Genomic DNA, 22,302 nt, shown 5'->3' on the forward strand with positions numbered 1-22,302 from the left:
GAGAAAAGCACCTGTTTTGATGACAGGTGCTTTTTTACATACTGCTATCGTTCACTCTTTGACATGATGGCTTTGATTTGATCCAGATGATGTTGTTCATGTAAAGCGATGGTTTCAGCTAATATTTGCACTGTCATCACCCCTTCTTCAGGATGCACACCCGATTGCTCCCATGTATCCTTTTCTAATAGATGAAGTGTGTTGTTTCTTCTCTCTTTCAATCGTTTGATCAGTGCTTTGATCTCCTGTTCGTTATACCTTTCATAGCCTCTTTCCTTCACATATATTTCAGGATCATACGATTGAAAAGGCGTCTGCTCATCTGATATCGCCTGCTCTATCCGCTCTGACCAGACTTCTTCTGTATCATACAAATGCCCTGCGATTTGCTTGATCGACCACTTGCCCTCTCCCAAAGATTGATCTAGCGTGTGCTCATCACATATTTCCACTAGCTTTTCTAGTTCACGGATACTTTCCTGAAGCGATGTAATGATGTATGTTTTTGTTAATTTTCCAGTTTCCATTTCATCCTCACAATCTCCCTTCAAATAAGTGTAAGTCTTATTCTTTATCATACTCTATCTAAGTCGATGGATCGTCTATTTAAAAATAAAAGCCCTATCATCACGATAGGGCTCTTCATCATATACTTACTTTTTCTCTAACAAAGCATGAATCGCTGATTCTAGTAATTCTGGCAAAATGCCGAATGAGAACGGGATGTGCAGCCGCTCTGTCCATTTGTGCGGGTCCTTTCCTAATGGCCCCACGTTGATAACTGGAACGTAAAGTGCTCCCTTTTCTCCTTCCGGTAAAGAATAGCCTTTTTGATAAAGCGGCATATTGGTCGTGTAATGACCTACTTCCTGTTTTTCGAGCTGTAAGTAACTTAAATCAGACAATCCAGGGAAATATTTCACTTCTTCTATTTCAAGTCCATAACTCTTTTTTGCCTCTATTTGAATCCTCTTTAAGGTTGCTTGGATATGCGGATCTTCCGTTGAAGAAACCGCAGGATAAAATGGCGGACTATAAAATAGAACAATCAGCGGCCCTTCTTCCTTACAAAGCGTCGTCAGCTCAGAGATGATTTTGGTTGAAAAATCACGATCTCCAAGCTCACCTCGATTGGCGAACGCATAGTTAACAATGCGTTCAACCTCCTGTTTACCTGAGCGTTCTGCAGCTTTTTGATACAGCTCATGATACGTGAGAACCGTAATCTTCGTATCAATCGGTGTAAAAGGTTTAAAGCGCTGAAATTCAACTGTTTTCTGTTTGAGATTTGCCTCGATTTCGCCTGCTGCTCGTTTCGCAGTGTCATAGAGAAGCCCGTGCAGTTCTTCACTTGAACGATTCATCATCAGCACATTAAATAAAGAAACAGCTGTGTGAGGTGTTTGAACGGAATAGGCTTCTTTTAAGTCCTTTTGCATCAAGTTGGTGGGCGGCGGCGTGACTTCACCGTCTACTTCCTCACAATAATCACTATTCAGCTCTAACAGCCGGTTTAATTCAGATACCATAAAATTCGCATTTAAGCCTGAGAATGGCTCTCCTACATGCGTTTCAATTCCTTTGCAGAAAAATCCGGCCAGCACCTTCCCTATACTGCCTGTATACATATATTTGTGTTCATCACCTGGATATTTTTCAAACATGGGCTCACTGTTTAAGCACGCGGTATAGTCAAGGTCATGCTTTTCCTTAAGCTCCTTTAGTTTCGGAACAGCTTCAAGCATTCCTTGAGAATTCACTTCTTCATCAGGGACTGTGACGAGCAGGACATTTCCATGAAAGGTTTCTGTCATCGCTCTTTCCAGCATAGAAAGCTGTACAGTAAGACCTGCTTTCATATCCATGGCACCTCTTCCAAACAACCAGTCACCTGAAGCTAGATCTTCTCTTGCTCTTTTTGGGAGAAGCGCACTTTTTTGAGAAAATGACGCCATTAACTCTTCTGGCTTGCATGCCATGTTTTGAAATTCACCGTAATCTTCTGTATCGACGACATCGAAATGACTAAGCAGCAAAACGGTACGTGGCAGCGTGCTGCGCTTTACAAGCGCCGTTAAATAATACCGGCCATCTTTCATCGGATGCAAAGCCAAATGATCAGGGTTCTGCTTGAAATAAGGCCGCTCCCTCAGCAAATAATATAAATATTCAGCTAACGCGACTTCTCCAGTTGTACCCGATATGCTTTCATACTGCATAAGAGCGGTGAGCAGTTCCTTTAGTTCACTCTCTGTTTGCCATTTCATCCCTTTTCCCCCTTTGTTGTCTCTATCTCTCCATTATACAAAAACGCGTATAAAAGCTATATTCTTTGAGCACCTTTTATGACGAAAGTTTGAATGGCTGTTATAATCGGCTATACAATTCCATGAGGAGGCGAAGGTATTTGGAAACAAAACTCTTTTCACCTTGGACATTAAAAGGTGTTACACTGAAAAACCGCATCGTGATGTCCCCGATGTGTATGTATTCATCCTATGACCATGATGGGAAATTACAGCCTTTCCACTTTACGCATTATATTTCCCGTGCCCAAGGTCAGGCTGGCCTGATCATGGTGGAGGCAAGTGCTGTTTCTCCCGAGGGAAGAATTAGTGATCAAGACCTCGGTATTTGGAGTGATGAGCACATTGAAGGATTTGCTTCATTAAACGAACAAATCAAAGCATACGGAACCAAGACAGCTATCCAGCTGGCTCATGCAGGGCGTAAGGCTGAACTAGGTGGTGACATCCTGGCACCATCAAGCATTCCATTTGATGAACAGTCTAAAACCCCTGCCGAGATGTCTATCGATCAAATCAAAGATACCGTTCAGGCGTTTCAGGATGCAGCTGTCCGAGCAAAAAAGGCCGGCTTTGACATCATTGAAATTCATGGGGCGCATGGCTATTTGATCAATGAATTTCTTTCACCGCTGGCAAATCATCGAACAGATGACTATGGCGGTTCACCAGAGAACCGTTATCGTTTCTTAAGAGAAGTCATCGATGCAGTCAATGAAGTATGGGAAGGACCATTATTTGTCCGTGTGTCTGCTTCTGATTACACGACAAAAGGACTTGATATTGCAGATTACATTGGCATTGCTACATGGCTGAAGGAACAAGGTGTCGACTTAATCGATGTCAGCTCAGGCGCTGTCGTACAGGCGAAAATCAACACATTCCCTGGCTACCAAGTGACCTTCGCAGAAAAAATAAAAGAAGGTGCCGGTATTCAAACAGGGGCAGTCGGTCTGATCACATCTGGTGTACAGGCAGAGGAAATTTTACGAAATCAGCGTGCAGACTTAATCTTTATAGGCAGAGAATTTTTACGGGATCCATACTTTCCAAAAACAGCTGCTCAAGAACTTCGTACATCTATCGAAGGCCCGCGTCAATATGATCGCGCTTGGTAAAAGCTCATAGAAAAAAGGTGTCTATTTTTTGAAATAGGCATCTTTTTTGTTTTTAAGAGAAACATATCAGCCTTTTGTGCCGTCTTTTAGCTAAAGAACCACTTAGAGGAGATGGAAGAATGAACTCGGCAATGATTGAAAGAATGTATCATATAGATGGACATCATTTTTATACAAAACATCGTCAAGGCAAAAGGCAAGCCACCATTATCTTTGAAGCAGGCTACGGCATTTCGGGTGATACGTGGTCGAATATGGCCCGCGATATTGATCCTGAGCTTGGGGTTTTCTTATACGATCGATTAGGAAATGGAAAGAGCAGTGACAGCAGTGAAGGAAGAACATTGCATGATCTTGCAGATGATTTAGATGCGCTGCTAGAAGAAGCCAATATTCAGCCACCCTTTCTCATTGTGGCTCACTCATTTGGCTCTCTTGTTAGCCGGTTATGGGCAAGTCGCAGAGGAGATGACGTCATTGGCATGGTGATGTTAGACCCAGCAAGTGAGGAGCAAGAACAGGTCATCCTGCCGCTTTTATCAAAGGAAGAACACACCTCATATATGGCGCAATTCACAGCAGAATGTACGCATGAGGACTTTCAGCAAATGCTAAGTACAATGAAAGAGGAGCAAACCCATTATGGGATGATGCCGCTCCTTGTCATTTCATCAGGTAAGAGCCGATTGTTTCATCCAGCGCATGAAGCTTGGCTCAGACTTCATAAACGGATGCTGTCTTTGTCATCCCAAAGCGGATGGATTCAGGCGCAGAACAGCTCGCACTATATTCATCATGATGAACCGCATATTGTGCAGCTTGCGATCTATGATGTATGGTGCGCAGCCAAACAACCTGTTTCCTATTATCAAACAGCCAATTAAAAACAAAAACTCCTTGACTAGTTATCAGTCAAGGAGTTTTCTTTTCTTTATGCCGTTGGAGCAGACTGACTTTTTTTAGAAAGCAGCTTTTCAATGCTGACAAGCTGAACACATAATGTAAAGATGTCAATCGCTTGCTCTAGCTCTTCAAGTGTTGGGAACGTTGGCGCAATGCGAATGTTACGATCAAGCGGGTCTTTTCCATAAGGATATGTCGCGCCTGCACCTGTCATTGTAACACCTGCTTCTTTTGCCTTTTGCACAACAGCTTTTGCACAATGATCGAGCGTATTTAAACTAATGAAATATCCGCCATTTGGCTTGTGCCATTCAGCAATGTCTTTCCCGCCAAGTGTTTCATCAAGAATGGAAAGAACGAGGTCAAACTTTGGCTTAATGATCGCTGCATGTTTTTTCATATGTTCCTTCAAGCCTTCTGGATTCTTGAAGAAACGAAGATGTCTTAATTGATTGATTTTGTCTGGTCCGATCGTTTGAACCGATAATTGCTTTTGAGTGAAGCTTACATTGTCCGGGCTAGACGCCATCAGTGCAATACCTGATCCTGGGAATGTAATTTTAGAAGTAGACGCAAACATAAACACACGATTTGGGTGCCCTGCTTCCTCTACTGCTTGAAAAATATCTTTTAACGTATCAGGCGTATCAGTTAGATGATGGACTGCGTATGCATCATCCCAAAAAACGCGGAAGTCGTCTGCTTTTGTTTTCATAGAAGCGAGGCGGTCAACAACCTCATCTGAATACGTAATGCCATCTGGGTTGCTATATTTTGGTACACACCAAATGCCTTTAATCGCTTCATCTTCTGCGACCAATTTTTCTACCTGATCCATATCAGGTCCATCAGCCTTCATATCGACTGTGATCATCTCTATGTTAAATAGCTCACAAATGGCAAAGTGACGGTCATATCCTGGGCTTGGTGCAAGGAATTTTACTTTTGGCAGCTTTCCCCAAGGTGTTTTGCTGTCATATACGCCGTGAGTCATGGCACGGGCAATGGTATCGTGCATCATATTAAGGCTGGAATTACCGCCGATGATGATTTGTTCTGGCTTCAGATTGAGTACATCTGCAAAAAATGTCTTCGTTTCAGGAAGCCCTGTCAAGCCGCCATAGTTTCGCACATCTGTGCCATCCTCAGCAGTCATCGCATCCTTTGATGTCACAACATCGAGCATGCCCATAGACAAATCGAGCTGTTTTGGTGAAGGTTTTCCTCTAGACATGTCTAAGTGTAAGTTTTTACTTTTATAAGTTTCGTACTCATTTTGTAGTGCTGCATATAGGTCATTTAATTCTGCTTCACTTAACGCTGTAAAACCGCTCATCTTTGATTGTGCCTCCCGTATTCTTCATAGTTTCATTCGTCATTTGTTTTTTCTTCACCATTTTACCACTACCTGAAAAAGAGAGTCATTATAAATATCAAAAAAATCACACAACTTTTTTTGACGATTCTTCCAATTTTTACAGCGTGCGGTCAATGGAAAAAGAAAAGAAATCATGTGCAGCTTCTGTCAGCGGGAATATATCGCGGGCTTCTTTCAATAGTTGTTTCAGTGCCTCTTCTCCTTGGTAACGTGCACTAATATGGGTCAAAATTAATCTTTTTGCGCCTGCTTCCTGCGCCGTTTTCGCTGCTTGTTCTGTCGTGCTGTGATAATAATTGTAGGCTAGATCAGCATCTTCTTTACCGAATGTTGCTTCATGGACTAACACATCCGCATCTTTGGCAAGCCTTGTTATATTCTCGCATAAACGGGTATCTCCTGAAAATGCAACGATTCTCCCTTTTTTAGGGGGTTCCAAATAATCGGTTCCATCAATGATTCTTCCATCTTCGAGTGTCACGGTTTCCCCATTTTTTAACTTCTGATACAAAGGTCCAGGTTTTACACCGATTTCTTTCAGGTCTTCGGCTTTTAATGCACCTGGTACATCTTTTTCCACTACCCGATAGCCGTAAGCTGGAATACCGTGAGATACTCGTCTTGCTTCTACTTGAAAGGTATCATCTTCAAATATGATCCCTTCATCTATCTCTATGATATGCAGCGGATATGTCAAATGCGTTTGTGTAGCTGAAAGTGCTGCGTTCACAAACGCTTTGATGCCCTTAGGCCCATAGATCGTTAGTTCATCCTCTCCGCCTTGAAAGGATCTGCTGCCAAGCAGTCCTGGGAGACCGTATACATGATCACCATGCATATGAGTGATAAATATTTTCTCGATCTTTCTCGGTTTAATCGTTGTATGTAATATTTGATGCTGCGTCGCTTCTCCGCAATCAAAAAGCCACACTGCTTTTCTTTCTTCTAAAAGCTTTAGCGCAGTGCAAGTGACGTTTCTAGTTTTTGCAGGAATGCCTGCACCTGTTCCTAAAAAGAGCAGTTCCATTACTTTTCCTCCTAAAGCCGGTATACAATATCTTCATTCATATAGAATACATGAAGACAAGGTAAATGTGAATTCAGCGGAATTTTCGAAAAAAGTCAAACGAGAGCAGAAAAAGTCGAATCAAATGTTTGCTTTACGAACAATGAACCTTTAAAATAAAGAAAATGTACATACAATCTCGGTTTTTACAACAATGCTACGAATAAAGTGAGGTACTTTTCGTGAATACAGAAACTAACAATCCAAAAGCAGTCATTGTCATTTTTGGCGCAACAGGAGATCTTGCCAAACGCAAGCTCTACCCTTCTATACATAGACTTTTTCATAGCGGAAAGCTTGGTGATCAATTCGCCGTCGTCGGTGTTGGACGCCGTCCGTGGTCTCATGAGGATCTCAGAGCTGTGGTGAAAGAATCTGTTTCTTCTGATGATGCAGAAGCGAAAATAGAGGAATTCAGTTCGCATTTTTATTATCACGACTTTGACGTATCAAGCCCTGCTTCCTATCAATCGCTTAACACACTTTTAGCAGGCCTTGAAGATACGTACAGTATCCCAAATAACCGGATGTTCTATTTAGCGATGGCACCGGAATTCTTCGGAACGATTGCGAAGTTCCTAAAAAGTGAAGGCGTATCAAAAACAACCGGCTGGTCAAGACTTGTCATTGAAAAACCATTTGGCCATGACCTGCCAAGTGCCAAAACATTAAATGAAGAAATTCGAGATGCATTCTCTGAAGATCAAATTTATCGTATTGACCACTATCTCGGTAAACAAATGGTTCAAAACATTGAGGTCATCCGTTTTGCGAATGCCATTTTTGAACCACTTTGGACAAACCGATATATCTCAAACATTCAAATTACATCTAGTGAATCATTAGGGGTTGAAGACCGGGCTCGCTATTACGAAAGTTCAGGTGCACTAAGAGATATGGTCCAAAACCATATGCTTCAAATGGTGGCACTTTTAGCAATGGAGCCGCCAATTAAGCTGAATACAGAGGAGATCCGCAGCGAAAAACGGAAAGCATTACGCGCTCTTCGTCCTTTCTCTAAAGATGAGGTCGATCAATTCTTTGTCCGCGGACAGTATGATGCTGGTACGGTTGATGGCAGCATGGTTCCTTCCTATCTTGAAGAGCAAAATGTAGACCCGAACTCAAACACAGAAACCTTCGTTGCAGGGAAGCTGCTCATTGATAACTTTAGATGGGCCGGGGTGCCATTTTACATTCGTACAGGAAAACGATTAGAAAAGAAATCTACTCAAATCGTTGTTCAATTTAAAGACATTCCAATGAACCTGTACTATGGAAACGGAAATTCCATGCATCCAAACTTACTCGTCATTCACATTCAGCCAGATGAAGGCATTACCCTTCACCTGAACGCTCGCAAGCTTGATGGCGGTACGTATGCGAAACCGATTAAGCTCGACTACCAAACAAACTATAACGACATCATGAATACACCAGAAGCATATGAAAAGCTGATTCATGACTGCTTGCTAGGCGATGCAACGAACTTTGCTCACTGGGATGAAGTGGCGCTTTCTTGGAACTTTGTTGATCCGATTTCTGAAAAATGGGCAGAAAACAAAACATTAAAACCAAATTATCCTGCTGGTTCAATGGGACCAAAAGAAGCCGATCAGCTTCTAGAAAAAGACGGATATCATTGGTGGAATATATAAAATGAAATAAAAAAAGAGCAGTCTCCCTCGGGGGTTCTGCTCTTTTTTTAACGTCCTGTTTTCGTAATTTCAACCGTTGAAAAGTCGAACTTATCATAGCGGTGATGACTAAAGGAGTACTCAAACGGGCGGCCTGTGTTTAAATAAGCAACCTGCTCGACTTCGAGCACAGGATCCGTTGGGTCACAGCCTAAATATTGCTGGTCCAGCTCATCTGATTTAGCCGCTCTAATTTTCTTGTGCGCTCCTGCCACTTTTAAATGGAGTTCATTTGATATGTAGCCATAAATCGATCCCAATAAAACCTCTTCATCTATGCCCTTAATGACATTGACCGGCATAAACGTTTTTTCTAATACATATGGCTCCTCATCCACGAGGCGGAGCCGGATGATGTCATAAACGGGTGTGGTTAAGTCAATGGATAGGTGGGCTGCCACTTCTTCGCTTGGAAAATGGACATCAAAGCGAATGATTTGGCTCGTGACGTTTTTGTCCGCCATGACTTTCGTGAATCCTTTATTTTCATGACCAGATACATTAATAGCCCCTTGGTTTAGCGCTGCCTTCACAATAAATGTGCCGTGGCCTCTTTTTCTAAAGAGCAGACCTTCTGCTACGAGAAGATCGAGCGCACGCTTCATCGTCATTCGGCTGCATTGAAATTCAGCGGCAAGCGAGTTTTCATCTGGAATGGGTTGATCTTCTGGATAATAAGCTGTTCCTATTCGTTTTCTGATTTCTTCTGAAATGAGTTCGTACTTTTTCATCTCACACCACCAACTGACTTGTTTTTTCATAGCTTCCTCTCATTCTACACTAAGCCTAGTGAGCTTAAAAGGTACCAGCCATTTTTGTTTCATCCACTTACCGTCACATAAGAAAAATACTTGCCCTTTTCAGGAAAGAGCAAGTATCTTGATTAAAAACCGTTATTCTCTGATACCGATTGAAACCAGTATCCGCTTTTCTTGATGGTTCGTTTCCCGTCTTCTTGAAGATCAACTGAGACAAATCCATAACGATTCTTATAGGCATTCGACCATGACCAGTTATCCATAAACGTCCACAGATGATAGCCTTTTACATTACTTCCTTCTTGAATGGCTTGATGCACCCATTTGAGATGCTCAGAAATAAAGTCAATGCGATAATCGTCATGAATCATTCCTTCTTTATCCTTAAACCGCTCTTCTCCTTCGACACCCATTCCATTTTCAGAAATAAAGCATTCAATATTATCATAGTCTGTTTGAACTTTTTTCAATATATCATAAATACCTTTTTCATAGATTTCCCAGCCTCGATACACATTCATTTTTCTTCCCGGCATTTCAAACGCATCAAAATAATGATTTGGCATAAATGGTGCTTTCGGATGCGGCATATGCTCTTTCGCTTTCACTCTTCTTGGCTGATAATAGTTGATCCCAAGGAGGTCGACGGTATTCTCTTGAATGAGCTCAAGGTCTCCTTCTTCAATACTTGGCATAAAGCCTTCTTTCTTTAAGACCTCTACTAGTTTTTCTGGGAAATGTCCCTTCACCGCAGGATCTAGGAAGGAACGGTTAAAGAAAGCATCAGCCATCTCAGCTGCTTCTACATCGCATGGATTCTGGCTTCTTGGATAAGATGGGGTAAGATTTAGGATGATGCCAATCTTCCCGCCTTGCTGCAGCTTTTTATAAGCCGCAATCGCCTTAGCATTTGATAAAAGTTCATGAAAACCGACCTGTACAGCCTTTTGGAAATCGACTTCGTTTGGATAATGAAAGCTATACATATACCCGCCCTCTACAGGAACTATCGGTTCATTATGGGTAAACCATTTTTTCACCCGGTCGCCAAATAATTGAAAGCACAATTCCGCATAGCTGACATAATCATCTACTACCTGTCTGTTCACCCATCCGCCTTTTTCCTGCAGCGCCATTGGCATATCGAAATGGTACAGGTTCACAAACGGCTCAATATCATGTGCAATCAGTTCATTGATCACATCATTGTAAAAAGATACTGCTTCTTCATTGACCACACCTTTCCCTTCAGGTAAAAGACGTGACCATGAAATGGACAGCCGAAATGAATTGTGCCCAATTTCTTTCATCAGACGGATATCCTCTTTATATTTTCGATAAAATTGGGATGTCACGTTTGGGCCTACACCATCAAAAAAACGAGTCGGCTCTTGTTCAAACCAATGATCCCAAATATTCGGTCCCTTACCATCTCCAGGGACACTGCCTTCTGTTTGCGTGGCAGAGGCAGAAGATCCCCACCAGAAACCTTCTGGAAATGTATATGATTGCTTGTTATTTTCCATCGACATGTATTGAGTCTCCTTCGCCTTTGATGTTTGTTGTCTTCGTTTTTTCCGTTGGGGTTATTTTTTCATTCTTCACATTCATACGGTCAATAAACTTCAGGAACGGGAACCAAATGACAAACACAATCATCAGATTAAACAGCTGAAGCAGACCGCCCGCTAGTGAATTTGTTGCCATTATTCCGCTAATAAAGATCGGCACCGTCCATGGAATATTCACGCCTGTCGGCGGCGGTACAATGCCTGTTGCCATCGCAAAATAAGAAATACATGTAATGACCATTGGCGCCAAAATCCATGGAATGAGAATAAGTGGATTCATGACAATCGGTAAACCGAAAATAATCGGTTCATTGACGTTAAATAATCCTGGTCCTAAGCCGAGCTTTGCTACTTGTTTTAATTGCTTACTTTTCAGGAAAATTAAAATCGTAAACACAACAGCCAGCGTCATACCGGTTCCGCCCATGCCAACCGTATAGATTTCGATAAACTGCTTGCTGATGATATTCGGAACCTCACCAGTTTTTGTGTAGCTCTCTAGGTTTTGAATGGACAATGTATTCCAAATCGGGTCCATGACAGAGTTGATAATAATTTGGCCGTGGAGCCCAAAGAACCAAAGAATTTGTATAAAGAAAACAGCGATCAAGGTCGGGATGATACCGCTTCCAAGTCCAACAAGCGGCGCCTGAATGGCATGATAAATCAGGTCATGCATGTTTGTTTTGAAGCCTTGTGTAATGATGATATTGATCAGTAAAAAGGTTGTGAGTGTCAAAGTAGCCGGGATCAGTGCAGCAAAAGACTTTGAAACAGCTGGCGGAACCCCTTGCGGCATATTGATGACAAATTTCTTTTGGACAAAATAACGATAAATTTCAGCAGACAAAAAGCCTGTGATCATTCCTAGGAACATCCCCTTTGCTCCTAAACGATCGACTGGGATCACACCTGCAATAGATGCACCGCCTTCTTGTTCTAGTAAAAATGGCGTCAGAAGCAAGAAAGAGGCTAAAGCAATCACGCCGCCAAATACAGCTTCCACATCATAGCTTTTCGATAAATAGTAGCCAATCCCAAATACAACAAACACGCTCATAATGCTGATGGTCGCACTTGGCGCGATATTCAGTGCAGACTGGACTCCTTCCAGTGCGGTTTGACTCATGATTTTATCTAAAAATGGCAAATTCATTAGCACAACCATAATGGAACCAAAAATGGTGAGCGGGAACGCAAGCATAAAAGCATCCCGTAATACGCCTAAATAGCGGTTGTTGTTCAATCTCCCAGCAATCGGAACCAAAATGGCACTTATTTTATCAAACATTGGTTTCCCCCCTTGTTTACACCCTTTATTGTTTAAGCGATTGGAAAATCGGCAGGAGCTCTCCCACAAGCTCCTTGATCGTAATGGTGGACATTAAGTGATCTTCGGCGTGCATGAGCAATAAGGAGAAAGGCGTTTTCTCCCCGCCTGCCTCTTGCTGCACGAGTTGAAAATGGATACCATGTGCATGACGTAAATCTTCTTCCGCTTCTTTCATGAGACCAAATGCCTCATCTTCTTGACCTTCTCGAAATTGTTTAAGAGATTGAAGCAATTTGCTGCGTGCATTTCCACTGTGTAAGATCAATTGAAAACTGACTTGTTCCTCTGTGAGCCCTTCGAGTGTTTTCTTTTCCATTCTTTACGATTCCTCCATCAATGTAACGGCTTGTTCATACGCTTTTTGTCCATCGGCAAGCCCGTACGCCTGCATATCTATGACCTCTACTGCAATCCCGTATTTTGTTGCTTCTTTTTGAAGATCCCCTTTTAAAAAGCTCATTTGCGGTCCAATTAACACAACATCCGCATTCGCCATTTCTTTTCTCGCTTGATCTTGCCCAACTGCCCAAATTTCTGCCTCGTCCCCTATTGAGTCGGCATGAGCCTTCATCTTTGTAACTAGTAAACTCGTAGACATTCCTGAACTGCATGCTAATAAAATACGTTTCATTTCTCTCACCCCATTGTTGTAATAAAAGCGCTTCCATTTAATATTATATATTTTTATTTTTAAATGTCTAGACATTTAATTTTATTTGTCTGTATTTTATATAAAAAAAGAGCGTAATGTGTGTACGCTCTTTGTCTTTCTCCCTATCCTTTTCCTGCCTGGAAGCCAGGATACTTTGTCATGCCGCCGTCCACATAGAGCGTCAAGCCTGTGACATAGCTTGCCTCTTTTGACGCCAGCCAGACAGCACATGCTGCCACTTCTTCCGGCTTTCCAATATAGCCGATGGGGATCAATTCAATCACGCCTTTTTTCAATGCGGGATCATCGAATTTTTCCGCATTGATCGGGGTATCGATGGCGCCTGGTGCAATGCTGTTTACACGGATTTTTTTAGGGGCGTATTCTAGTGCCAGCGTTTCTGTCAGCAGCTTGGCGCCCCCTTTACTTGCTGCATAATGAACGAAATGAGGCCAAGGGATTTGCTGGTGAACCGACGACATATTGATGATCGATCCTTCTATCCCGTGATCTGTCATATACTTCAGTGCATCACGGCAGCCGAGAAACATACCTGTTAAATTAGTCGACATGACTTTGTTCCAATTATCCAGCGTCATTTCTGTGGAAGGCACTTCGTTTTCAATACCTGCGTTATTGATCATGACATCAAGGCTGCCGTACGTATGAATGGCTTTATCAATCATTGCCCGCATATCCTCTTCCTTTGATACATCTCCCTTGATTTTCACAGCCTGGCCGCCATTTTTTTGAATATCCGCAATGGTGTCATCCGGATTTTCTTGATCTGAGAAATAATTGATCACCACATTGGCTTTTTCTTGTCCAAACCGGCGCGCCATTGCTTGCCCTATTCCTGTGCCGGCTCCTGTAATCAGGACTGTTTTTCCTTCTAAATCTGGATACATTCGTTTACCCTCCTATTTTGTAAAGCCTAGCAGCACGCCGCCTGCAATGATCATCAAGCAGCCTGCAATGACAAAGCTTGTTCTGGATGCTTTCTCTTTTAATAAGTAAATGCCGCCTAATGTTGAGATGACAATCCCTGTCTGTGACATCGAAAAGCTTACGGCTACGCCAATGAGCGGAATGGCCAAAAGAAGCCCAAGATTTCCTGTCGACCAAACCAAACCGGCAATGATATTTTTAAACGTATATTTACTAAACGGGTTCTGTTTTAGACTAATCGCCAAGGATGAAAGCAGCATACCGACCGATTGCGGAACGAGGGCAGACCACCCATCAATATGAAACCATCTTAAAATGACGACATATCCGACATAGCCAACCGTTGAGATGAGCAGAATAATGATCCCTTTTTTGAAATTGCCTCCACCGTTCCCGCCGCCATTCTTCTTTTGACCTAGCGATGTCATCACAACACCTGCAATAATCAGTAAAATGGCGCAAGAACCAATGAGTATGACCGTCATCGTTTGCCATTCTTTAAAAACCATGACACCAAATAATGTAGTGCTCACAAGCTGCATGCCTGTTGACAAAGGAACCGCCTTCGAGACTCCGAGAAACGCAACACTTGAAAGCTGATTCATTTGTCCAATGCTCCAAAAGATGCCTGAAATCACAGAAACCGCAAAAATAAACGGTGTCAGCTCTGGCATTTTGATGAAGAAGGCTGCAATTGAAAATAAAAATGCGCCAAGCGTAATACCGAGCGTTTGCTGGTATGCATTCCCGCCAAGTTTGACACTGATCAGAACAATACTTCCCCAAAATATTGCTGGGAGAAGTGCATATAAGATGCCCACTTCTATCCCTACTTTCTTTTCTTTTTTACATAGCATCCCTCTTTTTCGCATTTTTAGCCGAAAAGATGCAAACACAAAAAAACCTTACCAATCCAATGGTAAGGTTTTTCTGACGTTCTATTTTATTTCATCCATTCCGTATGGAAGACGCCTTCTTTATCTGTGCGCTCATACGTATGTGCACCGAAATAGTCACGCTGCGCTTGAATTAAGTTCGCTGGCAGGACAGCTGTGCGATAGCTATCAAAGTAAGCAAGTGCACTTGAGAATGAAGGAACAGGAACTCCTTGCTCCACTGCAAGTGAAATGACTTTACGAAGTGATGATTGATAGCTTTGAGCAATATCCTTAAAGTAAGGATCAAGCAATAGGTTTTTCAGTTCAGGGTTACGGTCATATGCTTCTTTAATTTGTTGTAAGAAGGCTGCACGAATGATACATCCACCGCGGAAGATCATCGCAATTTCACCGTATTTTAAATCCCAGTTATACTCATCAGATGCTGCTTTCATTTGCGCAAAACCTTGTGCATAAGAGCAGATTTTACTCATGAATAGGGCTTTTCTAACCGCTTCGATCAGCTCTTGTTTATTCTCTGCTGATTGCGCTGGCTTAGGACCTTCGATTAATTGGCTTGCTTCTACACGCTCATCTTTCATTGCTGAAATGTAGCGCGCAAAAACAGACTCAGTAATGATTGGAAGCGGGACACCTAGATCAAGAGAACTTTGGCTCGTCCATTTTCCAGTTCCTTTTTGTCCAGCTTTATCTAAGATGACATCCACAAGCGGCTGGTTTGTTTCTTCATCCACTTTTGTGAAAATATCCGCTGTAATTTCGATTAAATAGCTGTCAAGCTCGCCTTTATTCCACTCTGAGAATACTTCATGAAGCTCCTCTGCTGATAAGCCAGCCACATGCTTCAAGATAAAGTATGATTCAGAGATCAATTGCATGTCTCCGTACTCGATGCCGTTATGGACCATTTTGACATAATGTCCTGCTCCATCTGGGCCGATATACGTTGTACATGGCTCGCCATCTACTTTCGCAGAGATCGCTTCTAAAATTGGTTTCACTAGCTCATGCGCTTCTTTTTGACCGCCTGGCATGATAGATGGACCTTTTAGTGCACCTTCTTCACCGCCAGAAACACCTGTACCAATGAAGTGGATACCACTTTCCGCAAGCTCTTGATTACGTCTTTGCGTATCCTTGTAATATGTATTTCCACCATCAATTAAGATGTCACCTTTCTCTAGGTGAGGAAGTAATGATTGAATGGTTGCATCCGTTGCTGCACCAGCTTTTACCATTAAAAGAATTTTACGCGGTGTTTCAAGCGACTGAACAAATTCTTCAATGCTGTATGTGCCTACAACGTTTTTTCCTTTTGATTCTTCGAGAAACTCTTCCGTTTTGCTGCTAGATCTGTTATAAACGGACACGGAGAAACCGCGGCTTTCAATATTAAGGGCAAGGTTTTTCCCCATAACGGCTAGTCCAACCACACCGATTTGTTGTTTTGACATAATTCTGACGTCCCTTCTAACACACTATATTGATTACTGCTGAAATGATGTACCCTTTGAAATTACCACAACACCACCTCTTTTATCAAGTTTTCAGGCTAGTCATTTCCTTTTTCGTCCTGAAAAAAGTCTTTATTAAAACTTGTTCCGCTTGTTTTGCTCTCTTTTTCCTTGATGGTCATTCCTCTTTGAATGAGTGATTTGCCATATTTTTCTTTCAGCCCTTCTAAAACGGTTTGGAGAGGCTCTTCTTTTGCATCTTCTGTATAGGAAAATAAATCAAGCTGTTTAACAGCTGCTTTTCGTTCTACAAGGTCTGTCCCCGTCACACCCAAGAGCCTCACGGGCTGGTCATTCCAATGTTTAAGGAATAACTGCTTTGCTGCCTCAAATAAGTCTTCCTTTCGATCCGTTGGATTCGTGAGTGTGACACTTCGCGTGATATTTTTCCAGCTTGCGTACCGTATCATGATGAGAAGCCGATTTGCCATCACTTCTTTTCTCCTTAATCTTGCACTCACAGATTGTGACAGCTTATCAATTAACGTGACAAGTTCATCTGGATCGTCAGAATCATGAGGAAGGGTTGACGAATTACCGACGGATTTAAATTCGTATATCCTTTCTGGGTCCACGATACTGTCATGTTCACCATTCGCCTTTTGCTTTAATCTCGGTCCATTGATGCCCAGTAATTCCTTTAGCGTATACTCATTTGCTTTCGCTAAATCTTCAATGGTATGAATGCCAATCGTTTTCAATTTATCTGCCGTTTTCTGTCCAACTCCGTGCATGTCACCGGCTGGCAGCGGCCATAGCATTTTCGGAACATCTCGTTTACGTAAAATCGTGATGCCCATTGGTTTTTTCCAATTAGACGCCATTTTCGCTAAAAATTTATTCGGTGCAATGCCAATACTTGAAGGAAGCATGAGCTCCTCTACAAGCCTCGTTTGAATATCATGAGCCGTTTTCACCGCGTGCTCGGCATAAGGCGTATGCGTTAAATCAATATAGCCCTCGTCAATGGATACGGGTTCGACTAAATCGCTGTATTCTCTTAGTATCGTAAACATCTCTTGTGAGGAGCTGCGGTACCGGTCAAAGTTAGGTGTACGGACAATCAGCCCCGGACAAAGCCGCTTCGCTTCCCATAACGGCATCGGGGGCTTTACACCTAGTGCTCTTGCCTCGTAGCTGCACGTCACAACAATCCCTTTACGCTCTTTCGCATTTCCGCTAATGGCTAAAGGTTTCCCTCTCAAAGAAGGATCATACGCCATTTCGACAGATGCATAAAAACTATTCATATCAATATGAAAAATAATTCGACCCTTCCTTTGAGAATCACCCATTTGCCTGCCTCCTACATTTATTGACTCTTGTTACTTCATGTTTGTTCCAATAGACATTTCATATAGTGTATAGTACACTGTGAGTAATGAAATGGATGTGATAATCATGATTATTGATACATTCAATGAAGTCTTTTTCCTTGTTGAATTCTTTACGATTATTCTTCCAGCGCTGACGGCTATCGGCATTGCGTTTTTATTAAAAGACTGCCGTATGAACGAACACCTCGGTGGACATCGTTTGGAAGAGTTGGACGCATCTTTATTGAACCGAACAGACTTTCTGTTTATCATATATGATCGCATTACAACTTGGATTAGTAAAGTCATTCGAATGAAACGATCATCAAATGATGATGAAGACCATTCGCTTCCTCTCTCTAATTAATTTTTTAAAAAATGAGGAGGAAACGAATTGAAACGTTTATTGACGATTTGTACGACTTTATGTTTAATGATGATTGCCTCACCTGCTTTTGCAGCGAGTGGGCAAACGAATGCGAGCTCTGATGGGTTTTTCCATCATTATTTTGTCCAGCCTTTTTCGGAGCTGATCATTTGGCTTGCGAACTTCTTCCATGATGATTATGGTTTATCGATTATGTTCGTGACCTTGATCGTCCGCCTGCTGATTTTCCCTCTTTTTGCGAACCAATTTAAGAAACAAAGAGTCATGCAGGAGAAAATGGCACTGGTGAAGCCTCAAATTGACCAAATTCAAAGCAAATTGAAGAAAACGAAAGAACCTGAAAAACAAAAAGAACTACAAATGGAAATGATGAAAGTATACAAAGAGAACAATGTGAACCCGCTGGCAATGGGCTGTCTGCCTATGCTGATTCAAATTCCAATTGTTCTTGGCTTTTACTCAGCGATCCGCTCAACACCTGAGATCGCAACACATTCGTTCCTATGGTTTAACTTAGGACAAACCGATCTATTGGTCGCGATCTTTGCAGGCGCCATGTATTTCTTGCAATTTTATGTTACGCAAAGATTTGCGAAGCAATCAGGCACCCAGACAGAAGCTGCGCTGAAGCAAGCCAAAGTCATGGGCATGATTTTCCCAATCATGATGCTGTTTATTTCAATCAATGCACCCGCTGCCCTTCCTTTATACTGGATGACAAGCGGATTACTACTCACAATCCAAACAATTATTTTGAATGTCATGTACCAAAAATCAAAATCGAAAGCTGAGGCAAACGACCAAGCTAGCCCAGCTGCTGAATAAAAATAATCCCCTTATCATCAGATAGGGGGATTTTCTTTATGCCAACTCTTCTTTTAACCGCTCTGGCAGTTGATCGAGGTCATCAATTCTCCCAAGGAACTTATTAGGGTCCACTTGTAAAATCATCTTGTTCTCTCTCTCCACAACGCCGAAGAAATATTCGGAGGCTTTCGTGTTCATATGAAATGGCTTGATCTCGCTTAGCTCGATATCGATAATATCTTTTGCATCTGAGACAAGACAGCCAATCATTTGATCGTTTAATTCAAATAGCAACACCTTGGACTGTTCGTTCACATCAAGAGGCTTTCCGTGAAGCATCACGCCTGTGTCACTGACAGGGATGACTTCTCCTCTTAATGACATCAGTCCTTTAATTTCTTTTGGAAGGTTCGATACTTCTTGTAAATAAGGGACCTTCTCAATCGAACGAATATGCTCTACACTGATGCCAAAATCCTCTTGCCCCACTTGGAAAATAATGATCTTTTGCGTGCTCACAGAGTCTCCTGCCTTTACGATAGATTTGTCGTTTCTTCGATAATGGCGAGAACCATTTCAGCTGTTTTGACTAATTCTTCAATCGGCATTTTCTCATTTTTCGTATGAATATCTTCATATCCAACAGCTAGGTTGACAGTTGGGACGCCGTTTCCTGCAATGACGTTTGCATCACTGCCTCCGCCGCTCGTCTGTAGTTCTGATTGACGGCCAATTTTCGCAGCCGCTTTTTTCGCCACTTCTACGACTTGATCGCCGTGAGAGAATTTGAAGCCTGGATACATGATGTCAATTTGTACATCGGCACTTCCGCCCATTTCTTTAGCGGTTTTTTCAAAGGCTTCTTTCATCTTCGCTACTTGTACTTCCATTTTTGCAGGTTCTAAAGAGCGTGCTTCAGCAAGGATATCGACTTGATCGCACACAATATTCGTTTGCGTTCCACCTTCAAAACGCCCGATATTCGCCGTTGTTTCTTCATCAATTCGGCCAAGCGGCATGCTGGCAATGGCTTTTGATGCAATGGTAATCGCAGACACGCCTTTTTCAGGTGCCACACCTGCGTGAGCTGTTTTTCCGTAAATGGTTGCGCGTACTTTCGCCTGTGTTGGCGCAGCTACGATAATTGTCCCGACCTTGCCATCTGAATCAAGGGCATAGCCGTATGCTGCTGTCATCAATTTTGGATCTAACGCTTTTGCTCCAACAAGTCCTGATTCCTCACCTGCTGTGATGACAAATTCAATCGTTCCATGCGGTAAATTCTTCTCTTTCAGCACGCGGATGGCTTCAAACATAGCCGCAAGCCCTGTTTTATCGTCAGCACCAAGAATGGTTGTTCCATCTGTCTTCACATAGCCGTCTTCAATGACTGGTTTTACGCCATTGCCGGGAACAACTGTGTCCATATGAGAAGTGAAATAGATAGTATCAGCCTCTTGATTGCCTTCCAGTGTACAGATGAGGTTGCCTGCACCGTGGCCAGTTTTCGCTTTTGAGTCGTCTTCCACCACTTTAAGACCAAGCTGCGAGAATTTTTCTTTTAAGACTTCCACAATTTTCTCTTCGTGTTTTGTTTCCGAATCGATCTGAACCAGTTCTAAAAATTCGTCTAGTAAACGTTTTTCATTGATCATGATGATGCTCCTCCTCTTATAGCGGCATGTTGCCATGCTTTTTTAACGGTCTATCTTCTTCCTTACTGCGAAGCAAATCAAACGAGCGAATCAATCGCTCTCTCGTTTCATCCGGCATGAAAATATCGTCTATCAGCCCTGCCTGAGCCGCTTTTAATACACTTGGTTCCGTCTCAACCTCGCGCGAAGCAGGATGAACGATTTCGTCTGCGAACGTTTTCCCCATGACATCAATTTCTGCCGCTGGCCATGCATAAACAAAGTCAGCGCCTAAGCCCTTGCTATTCATCGCGACATATGCACCGCCAAACGCCTTTCTTAAAATCACCGTGATTTTTGGAACGGTCGCTTCAGCGTACGCATATAAAAGCTTTGCGCCGTGACGGATAATTCCCGCATGCTCGGCTTTCTCCCCTGGTAAAAAACCAGGGACGTCGACAAGCGTTAAGATCGGAATATGAAACGCATCGCAAAATCGAATAAACCTGGCCGCTTTATCGGCAGCGTCAAGGTCAAGGCTTCCTGCCAACACCTTTGGCTGATTGGCAACTACGCCAATTGGAGCCCCTTTTAATCTGGCAAACCCTGTGACGATATTTTTTGAGAAACAAGGCTGGGTCTCAAAGAATGAGCCTGGATCGATGATCGCTGTCACCACTTGTTTGACATCATAGGTGCGTGATGGATCCTTTGGCAAGATTTTGCCTGGATCAACGGCGTCATGCTTTTGCACTTCAGTGTGCATGTCAGGCTGTTTAGTCGTTGGTATGTACGTTAAAAGTGTTCGAACCGCCTTTAACACGTCCTGCTCATCTTTCCCAGTATAGTGCACATTCCCGCTTGTCTGATGCTGAACACTTGCACCGCCAAGACGGTCAGGACAGACCGTTTCTCCTGTTGCCTTTTCTATTACTTTCGGACCTGTTAAAAACATATGAGCTGTTTGTTCTGTCATGAAGACAAAATCAGTCAAAGCAGGAGAATAGACTGCACCTCCAGCACATGAGCCTAAAATAACGGATATTTGCGGGATTTGACCAGAGTACAGCACATTCCGTTTAAAAATCTGTCCGTATCCTTCTAATGATACCACACCCTCTTGAATTCTCGCACCACCTGAGTCTTTTAGACCGATGACCGGCATCTGATTTTTAGCAGCGAGATCCATTAGAGAAGCAATTTTTTTGGCATGTATTTCGCCTAAAGAGCCCCCATGCACTGTTGCATCTTGTGCATAAACACATACTGGCTTTCCATGAATAAGTCCCGTTCCAATGACGACGCCATCACCGACATGCTCTGACATGCGGCCTGTTGCAAACCTCTGAATTTCCATGAAACTGCCCACGTCAAGAAGTTCATGCAGCCGCTGACGTACCGATAGCTTTCCTTTGTTTCTGTGCGCGGCTGCTCGTTTTTCACCGCCGCCCATTAACGCTTTTTCCCGCCATTTAGACAAGTCATTGAACGATTCATTCATTGCCATGTTTTTCTCCTTTCAAGGGCTCGCACAATTCGAATAACACACCAGACGTTTCTTTAGGTGAAATAAATGCAATCTGCTTGCCGCTTGCGCCCTTCTGTGCTGATTTTTGGAGAAGCTGCACGCCAAGGTGTTCAAGATGGTTAAGATCTGCCTGAATGTCTCCTGACTTTAACGCAATATGATGGAGCCCCTCTCCTCTTTTTGTTAAAAAGGTATGTAGTTTACTGCTGTCTGACATTGGTTCAATTAATTCAATGTGCACATGATCAAGTGAAGCGAAGGACGCTTTAATCTCCTGCTCAGGAATCTCTTGTATGTCTGAAAAATGCCAGTTAAACAGCTGATGAAGAAGTTGAGATGTTTGTTTAATAGAAAAGACCGCAATGGCAATATGATCGATTTGATTCATCCGTTCACTTCCTTTGTTGATCACTTGTCGCATTTGAAAAAACCAGCTAGAATAAAGAAAGGTGCGTTCGTCGCAAAAAATCTTCGGTTATAGGGGTG

22 protein-coding genes are annotated in these 22,302 nt (G+C 42.6%); 5 read left to right on the forward strand and 17 right to left on the reverse strand.

Going from position 1 to position 22,302, the window contains the following annotated elements:
• Nucleotides 1–44 precede the first annotated feature (44 nt).
• The gene (locus tag C6344_RS06620) at nucleotides 45–527 is read right to left on the reverse strand and encodes a DinB family protein (RefSeq protein ID WP_060596791.1); all 483 of its coding nucleotides are present in this window, start codon (nucleotides 525–527) and stop codon (nucleotides 45–47) included.
• A gap of 126 nt (nucleotides 528–653) precedes the next feature.
• Nucleotides 654–2,267 (reverse strand): M20/M25/M40 family metallo-hydrolase, encoded by a 1,614-nt coding sequence (locus C6344_RS06625; RefSeq protein ID WP_106071631.1) that lies wholly within the window; start codon nucleotides 2,265–2,267, stop codon nucleotides 654–656.
• A gap of 140 nt (nucleotides 2,268–2,407) precedes the next feature.
• On the opposite strand from C6344_RS06625, the gene namA reads away from it, so the two are divergent.
• Both namA and C6344_RS06635 read left to right on the forward strand, forming a co-directional pair.
• Entirely contained in the window at nucleotides 2,408–3,424 is a 1,017-nt protein-coding gene (gene namA / locus C6344_RS06630; protein WP_081311398.1) for an NADPH dehydrogenase NamA, read from the forward strand.
• A gap of 119 nt (nucleotides 3,425–3,543) precedes the next feature.
• A complete protein-coding gene (locus C6344_RS06635) occupies nucleotides 3,544–4,308 on the forward strand; it encodes an alpha/beta fold hydrolase (RefSeq protein ID WP_060596794.1) in 765 nt (254 codons plus the stop codon).
• 47 nt (nucleotides 4,309–4,355) lie between these two features.
• On the opposite strand, the gene C6344_RS06640 is transcribed toward C6344_RS06635, so the two are convergent.
• The gene (locus C6344_RS06640) at nucleotides 4,356–5,663 is read right to left on the reverse strand and encodes an aspartate aminotransferase type Ic (protein ID WP_060596795.1); all 1,308 of its coding nucleotides are present in this window, start codon (nucleotides 5,661–5,663) and stop codon (nucleotides 4,356–4,358) included.
• Between the two features lie 139 nt (nucleotides 5,664–5,802).
• A complete protein-coding gene (gene rnz, locus C6344_RS06645) occupies nucleotides 5,803–6,732 on the reverse strand; it encodes a ribonuclease Z (RefSeq protein ID WP_034661203.1) in 930 nt (309 codons plus the stop codon).
• A gap of 221 nt (nucleotides 6,733–6,953) precedes the next feature.
• Here rnz and zwf point away from each other — a divergent pair, with 221 nt between their 5' ends.
• Nucleotides 6,954–8,429, forward strand: coding sequence for a glucose-6-phosphate dehydrogenase (zwf, locus tag C6344_RS06650; protein WP_034661204.1), 1,476 nt, complete (start codon nucleotides 6,954–6,956; stop codon nucleotides 8,427–8,429).
• 47 nt (nucleotides 8,430–8,476) lie between these two features.
• Here zwf and C6344_RS06655 read toward each other — a convergent pair whose 3' ends face one another.
• The 9 genes from C6344_RS06655 to C6344_RS06695 all read right to left on the reverse strand — a co-directional run bounded on the left by C6344_RS06655 (nucleotide 8,477) and on the right by C6344_RS06695 (nucleotide 17,438).
• The gene (locus C6344_RS06655; protein WP_034661205.1) at nucleotides 8,477–9,199 is read right to left on the reverse strand and encodes a GntR family transcriptional regulator; all 723 of its coding nucleotides are present in this window, start codon (nucleotides 9,197–9,199) and stop codon (nucleotides 8,477–8,479) included.
• 152 nt (nucleotides 9,200–9,351) lie between these two features.
• On the reverse strand, nucleotides 9,352–10,758 hold the full coding sequence (locus C6344_RS06660; protein ID WP_060596796.1) for a glycoside hydrolase family 1 protein: 1,407 nt from the start codon (nucleotides 10,756–10,758) through the stop codon (nucleotides 9,352–9,354).
• Nucleotides 10,742–12,088: a PTS cellobiose transporter subunit IIC gene (celB, locus tag C6344_RS06665; RefSeq protein WP_034661207.1), complete on the reverse strand. Its 1,347-nt coding sequence runs from the start codon at nucleotides 12,086–12,088 to the stop codon at nucleotides 10,742–10,744. The genes C6344_RS06660 and celB overlap by 17 nt, the downstream gene beginning before the upstream one ends.
• 25 nt (nucleotides 12,089–12,113) lie before the next feature.
• Nucleotides 12,114–12,446: a PTS sugar transporter subunit IIA gene (locus tag C6344_RS06670; RefSeq protein ID WP_060596797.1), complete on the reverse strand. Its 333-nt coding sequence runs from the start codon at nucleotides 12,444–12,446 to the stop codon at nucleotides 12,114–12,116.
• A 3-nt stretch (nucleotides 12,447–12,449) separates the two neighbouring features.
• Nucleotides 12,450–12,761, reverse strand: a complete 312-nt coding sequence (locus C6344_RS06675) for a PTS sugar transporter subunit IIB (protein ID WP_003215713.1) — start codon at nucleotides 12,759–12,761, stop codon at nucleotides 12,450–12,452.
• A gap of 143 nt (nucleotides 12,762–12,904) precedes the next feature.
• Complete coding sequence (locus C6344_RS06680; RefSeq protein WP_034661209.1) at nucleotides 12,905–13,690, reverse strand: glucose 1-dehydrogenase; 786 nt, start codon at nucleotides 13,688–13,690, stop codon at nucleotides 12,905–12,907.
• 12 nt (nucleotides 13,691–13,702) lie between these two features.
• Nucleotides 13,703–14,551: a GRP family sugar transporter gene (locus tag C6344_RS06685; RefSeq protein ID WP_181185461.1), complete on the reverse strand. Its 849-nt coding sequence runs from the start codon at nucleotides 14,549–14,551 to the stop codon at nucleotides 13,703–13,705.
• Nucleotides 14,552–14,673: 122 nt separating this feature from the next.
• Nucleotides 14,674–16,083, reverse strand: a complete 1,410-nt coding sequence (gndA, locus tag C6344_RS06690) for an NADP-dependent phosphogluconate dehydrogenase (RefSeq protein WP_034661210.1) — start codon at nucleotides 16,081–16,083, stop codon at nucleotides 14,674–14,676.
• A 98-nt stretch (nucleotides 16,084–16,181) separates the two neighbouring features.
• A complete protein-coding gene (locus C6344_RS06695) occupies nucleotides 16,182–17,438 on the reverse strand; it encodes a DNA polymerase IV (RefSeq protein ID WP_106039235.1) in 1,257 nt (418 codons plus the stop codon).
• A gap of 106 nt (nucleotides 17,439–17,544) precedes the next feature.
• Here C6344_RS06695 and C6344_RS06700 point away from each other — a divergent pair, with 106 nt between their 5' ends.
• Nucleotides 17,545–17,826, forward strand: coding sequence for a hypothetical protein (locus tag C6344_RS06700; RefSeq protein WP_003215677.1), 282 nt, complete (start codon nucleotides 17,545–17,547; stop codon nucleotides 17,824–17,826).
• A 27-nt stretch (nucleotides 17,827–17,853) separates the two neighbouring features.
• Nucleotides 17,854–18,672, forward strand: coding sequence for a membrane protein insertase YidC (locus C6344_RS06705; protein ID WP_034661213.1), 819 nt, complete (start codon nucleotides 17,854–17,856; stop codon nucleotides 18,670–18,672).
• Between the two features lie 36 nt (nucleotides 18,673–18,708).
• Here the strand turns inward: C6344_RS06705 and C6344_RS06710 are convergent, their stop codons facing one another.
• The 4 genes from C6344_RS06710 to mce are packed head-to-tail and all read right to left on the reverse strand — an operon-like array spanning nucleotide 18,709 to nucleotide 22,204.
• Nucleotides 18,709–19,173 carry a chemotaxis protein CheW gene (locus C6344_RS06710; RefSeq protein WP_034661215.1) on the reverse strand — a complete coding sequence of 155 codons (465 nt, stop codon included), beginning with the start codon at nucleotides 19,171–19,173 and terminating at the stop codon, nucleotides 18,709–18,711.
• Nucleotides 19,174–19,187: 14 nt separating this feature from the next.
• Nucleotides 19,188–20,309, reverse strand: coding sequence for a M20/M25/M40 family metallo-hydrolase (locus C6344_RS06715; RefSeq protein WP_066030689.1), 1,122 nt, complete (start codon nucleotides 20,307–20,309; stop codon nucleotides 19,188–19,190).
• Between the two features lie 16 nt (nucleotides 20,310–20,325).
• Nucleotides 20,326–21,795 carry an acyl-CoA carboxylase subunit beta gene (locus C6344_RS06720; RefSeq protein ID WP_066030688.1) on the reverse strand — a complete coding sequence of 490 codons (1,470 nt, stop codon included), beginning with the start codon at nucleotides 21,793–21,795 and terminating at the stop codon, nucleotides 20,326–20,328.
• Nucleotides 21,782–22,204 carry a methylmalonyl-CoA epimerase gene (gene mce / locus C6344_RS06725; protein ID WP_060596806.1) on the reverse strand — a complete coding sequence of 141 codons (423 nt, stop codon included), beginning with the start codon at nucleotides 22,202–22,204 and terminating at the stop codon, nucleotides 21,782–21,784. Before mce ends, C6344_RS06720 begins: the two co-directional genes overlap by 14 nt.
• Nucleotides 22,205–22,302 lie beyond the last annotated feature (98 nt).

This window comes from Bacillus sp. GBSW19 (assembly GCF_002998655.1).
Classification (GTDB): domain Bacteria; phylum Bacillota; class Bacilli; order Bacillales; family Bacillaceae; genus Bacillus.

Bases quoted from the DNA above. Each gene is read 5' to 3' on its own strand.
- C6344_RS06620 (WP_060596791.1), bottom strand. From the start codon at position 527: ATGGAAACTGGAAAATTAACAAAAACATACATCATTACATCGCTTCAG.
- C6344_RS06625 (WP_106071631.1), bottom strand. From the start codon at position 2,267: ATGAAATGGCAAACAGAGAGTGAACTAAAGGAACTGCTCACCGCTCTT.
- C6344_RS06635 (WP_060596794.1), top strand. From the start codon at position 3,544: ATGAACTCGGCAATGATTGAAAGAATGTATCATATAGATGGACATCAT.
- C6344_RS06640 (WP_060596795.1), bottom strand. From the start codon at position 5,663: ATGAGCGGTTTTACAGCGTTAAGTGAAGCAGAATTAAATGACCTATAT.
- rnz (WP_034661203.1), bottom strand. From the start codon at position 6,732: ATGGAACTGCTCTTTTTAGGAACAGGTGCAGGCATTCCTGCAAAAACT.
- C6344_RS06655 (WP_034661205.1), bottom strand. From the start codon at position 9,199: ATGAAAAAGTACGAACTCATTTCAGAAGAAATCAGAAAACGAATAGGA.
- C6344_RS06660 (WP_060596796.1), bottom strand. From the start codon at position 10,758: ATGTCGATGGAAAATAACAAGCAATCATATACATTTCCAGAAGGTTTC.
- celB (WP_034661207.1), bottom strand. From the start codon at position 12,088: ATGTTTGATAAAATAAGTGCCATTTTGGTTCCGATTGCTGGGAGATTG.
- C6344_RS06670 (WP_060596797.1), bottom strand. From the start codon at position 12,446: ATGGAAAAGAAAACACTCGAAGGGCTCACAGAGGAACAAGTCAGTTTT.
- C6344_RS06675 (WP_003215713.1), bottom strand. From the start codon at position 12,761: ATGAAACGTATTTTATTAGCATGCAGTTCAGGAATGTCTACGAGTTTA.
- C6344_RS06680 (WP_034661209.1), bottom strand. From the start codon at position 13,690: ATGTATCCAGATTTAGAAGGAAAAACAGTCCTGATTACAGGAGCCGGC.
- gndA (WP_034661210.1), bottom strand. From the start codon at position 16,083: ATGTCAAAACAACAAATCGGTGTGGTTGGACTAGCCGTTATGGGGAAA.
- C6344_RS06695 (WP_106039235.1), bottom strand. From the start codon at position 17,438: ATGGGTGATTCTCAAAGGAAGGGTCGAATTATTTTTCATATTGATATG.
- C6344_RS06700 (WP_003215677.1), top strand. From the start codon at position 17,545: ATGATTATTGATACATTCAATGAAGTCTTTTTCCTTGTTGAATTCTTT.
- C6344_RS06715 (WP_066030689.1), bottom strand. From the start codon at position 20,309: ATGATCAATGAAAAACGTTTACTAGACGAATTTTTAGAACTGGTTCAG.
- C6344_RS06720 (WP_066030688.1), bottom strand. From the start codon at position 21,795: ATGGCAATGAATGAATCGTTCAATGACTTGTCTAAATGGCGGGAAAAA.
- mce (WP_060596806.1), bottom strand. From the start codon at position 22,204: ATGAATCAAATCGATCATATTGCCATTGCGGTCTTTTCTATTAAACAA.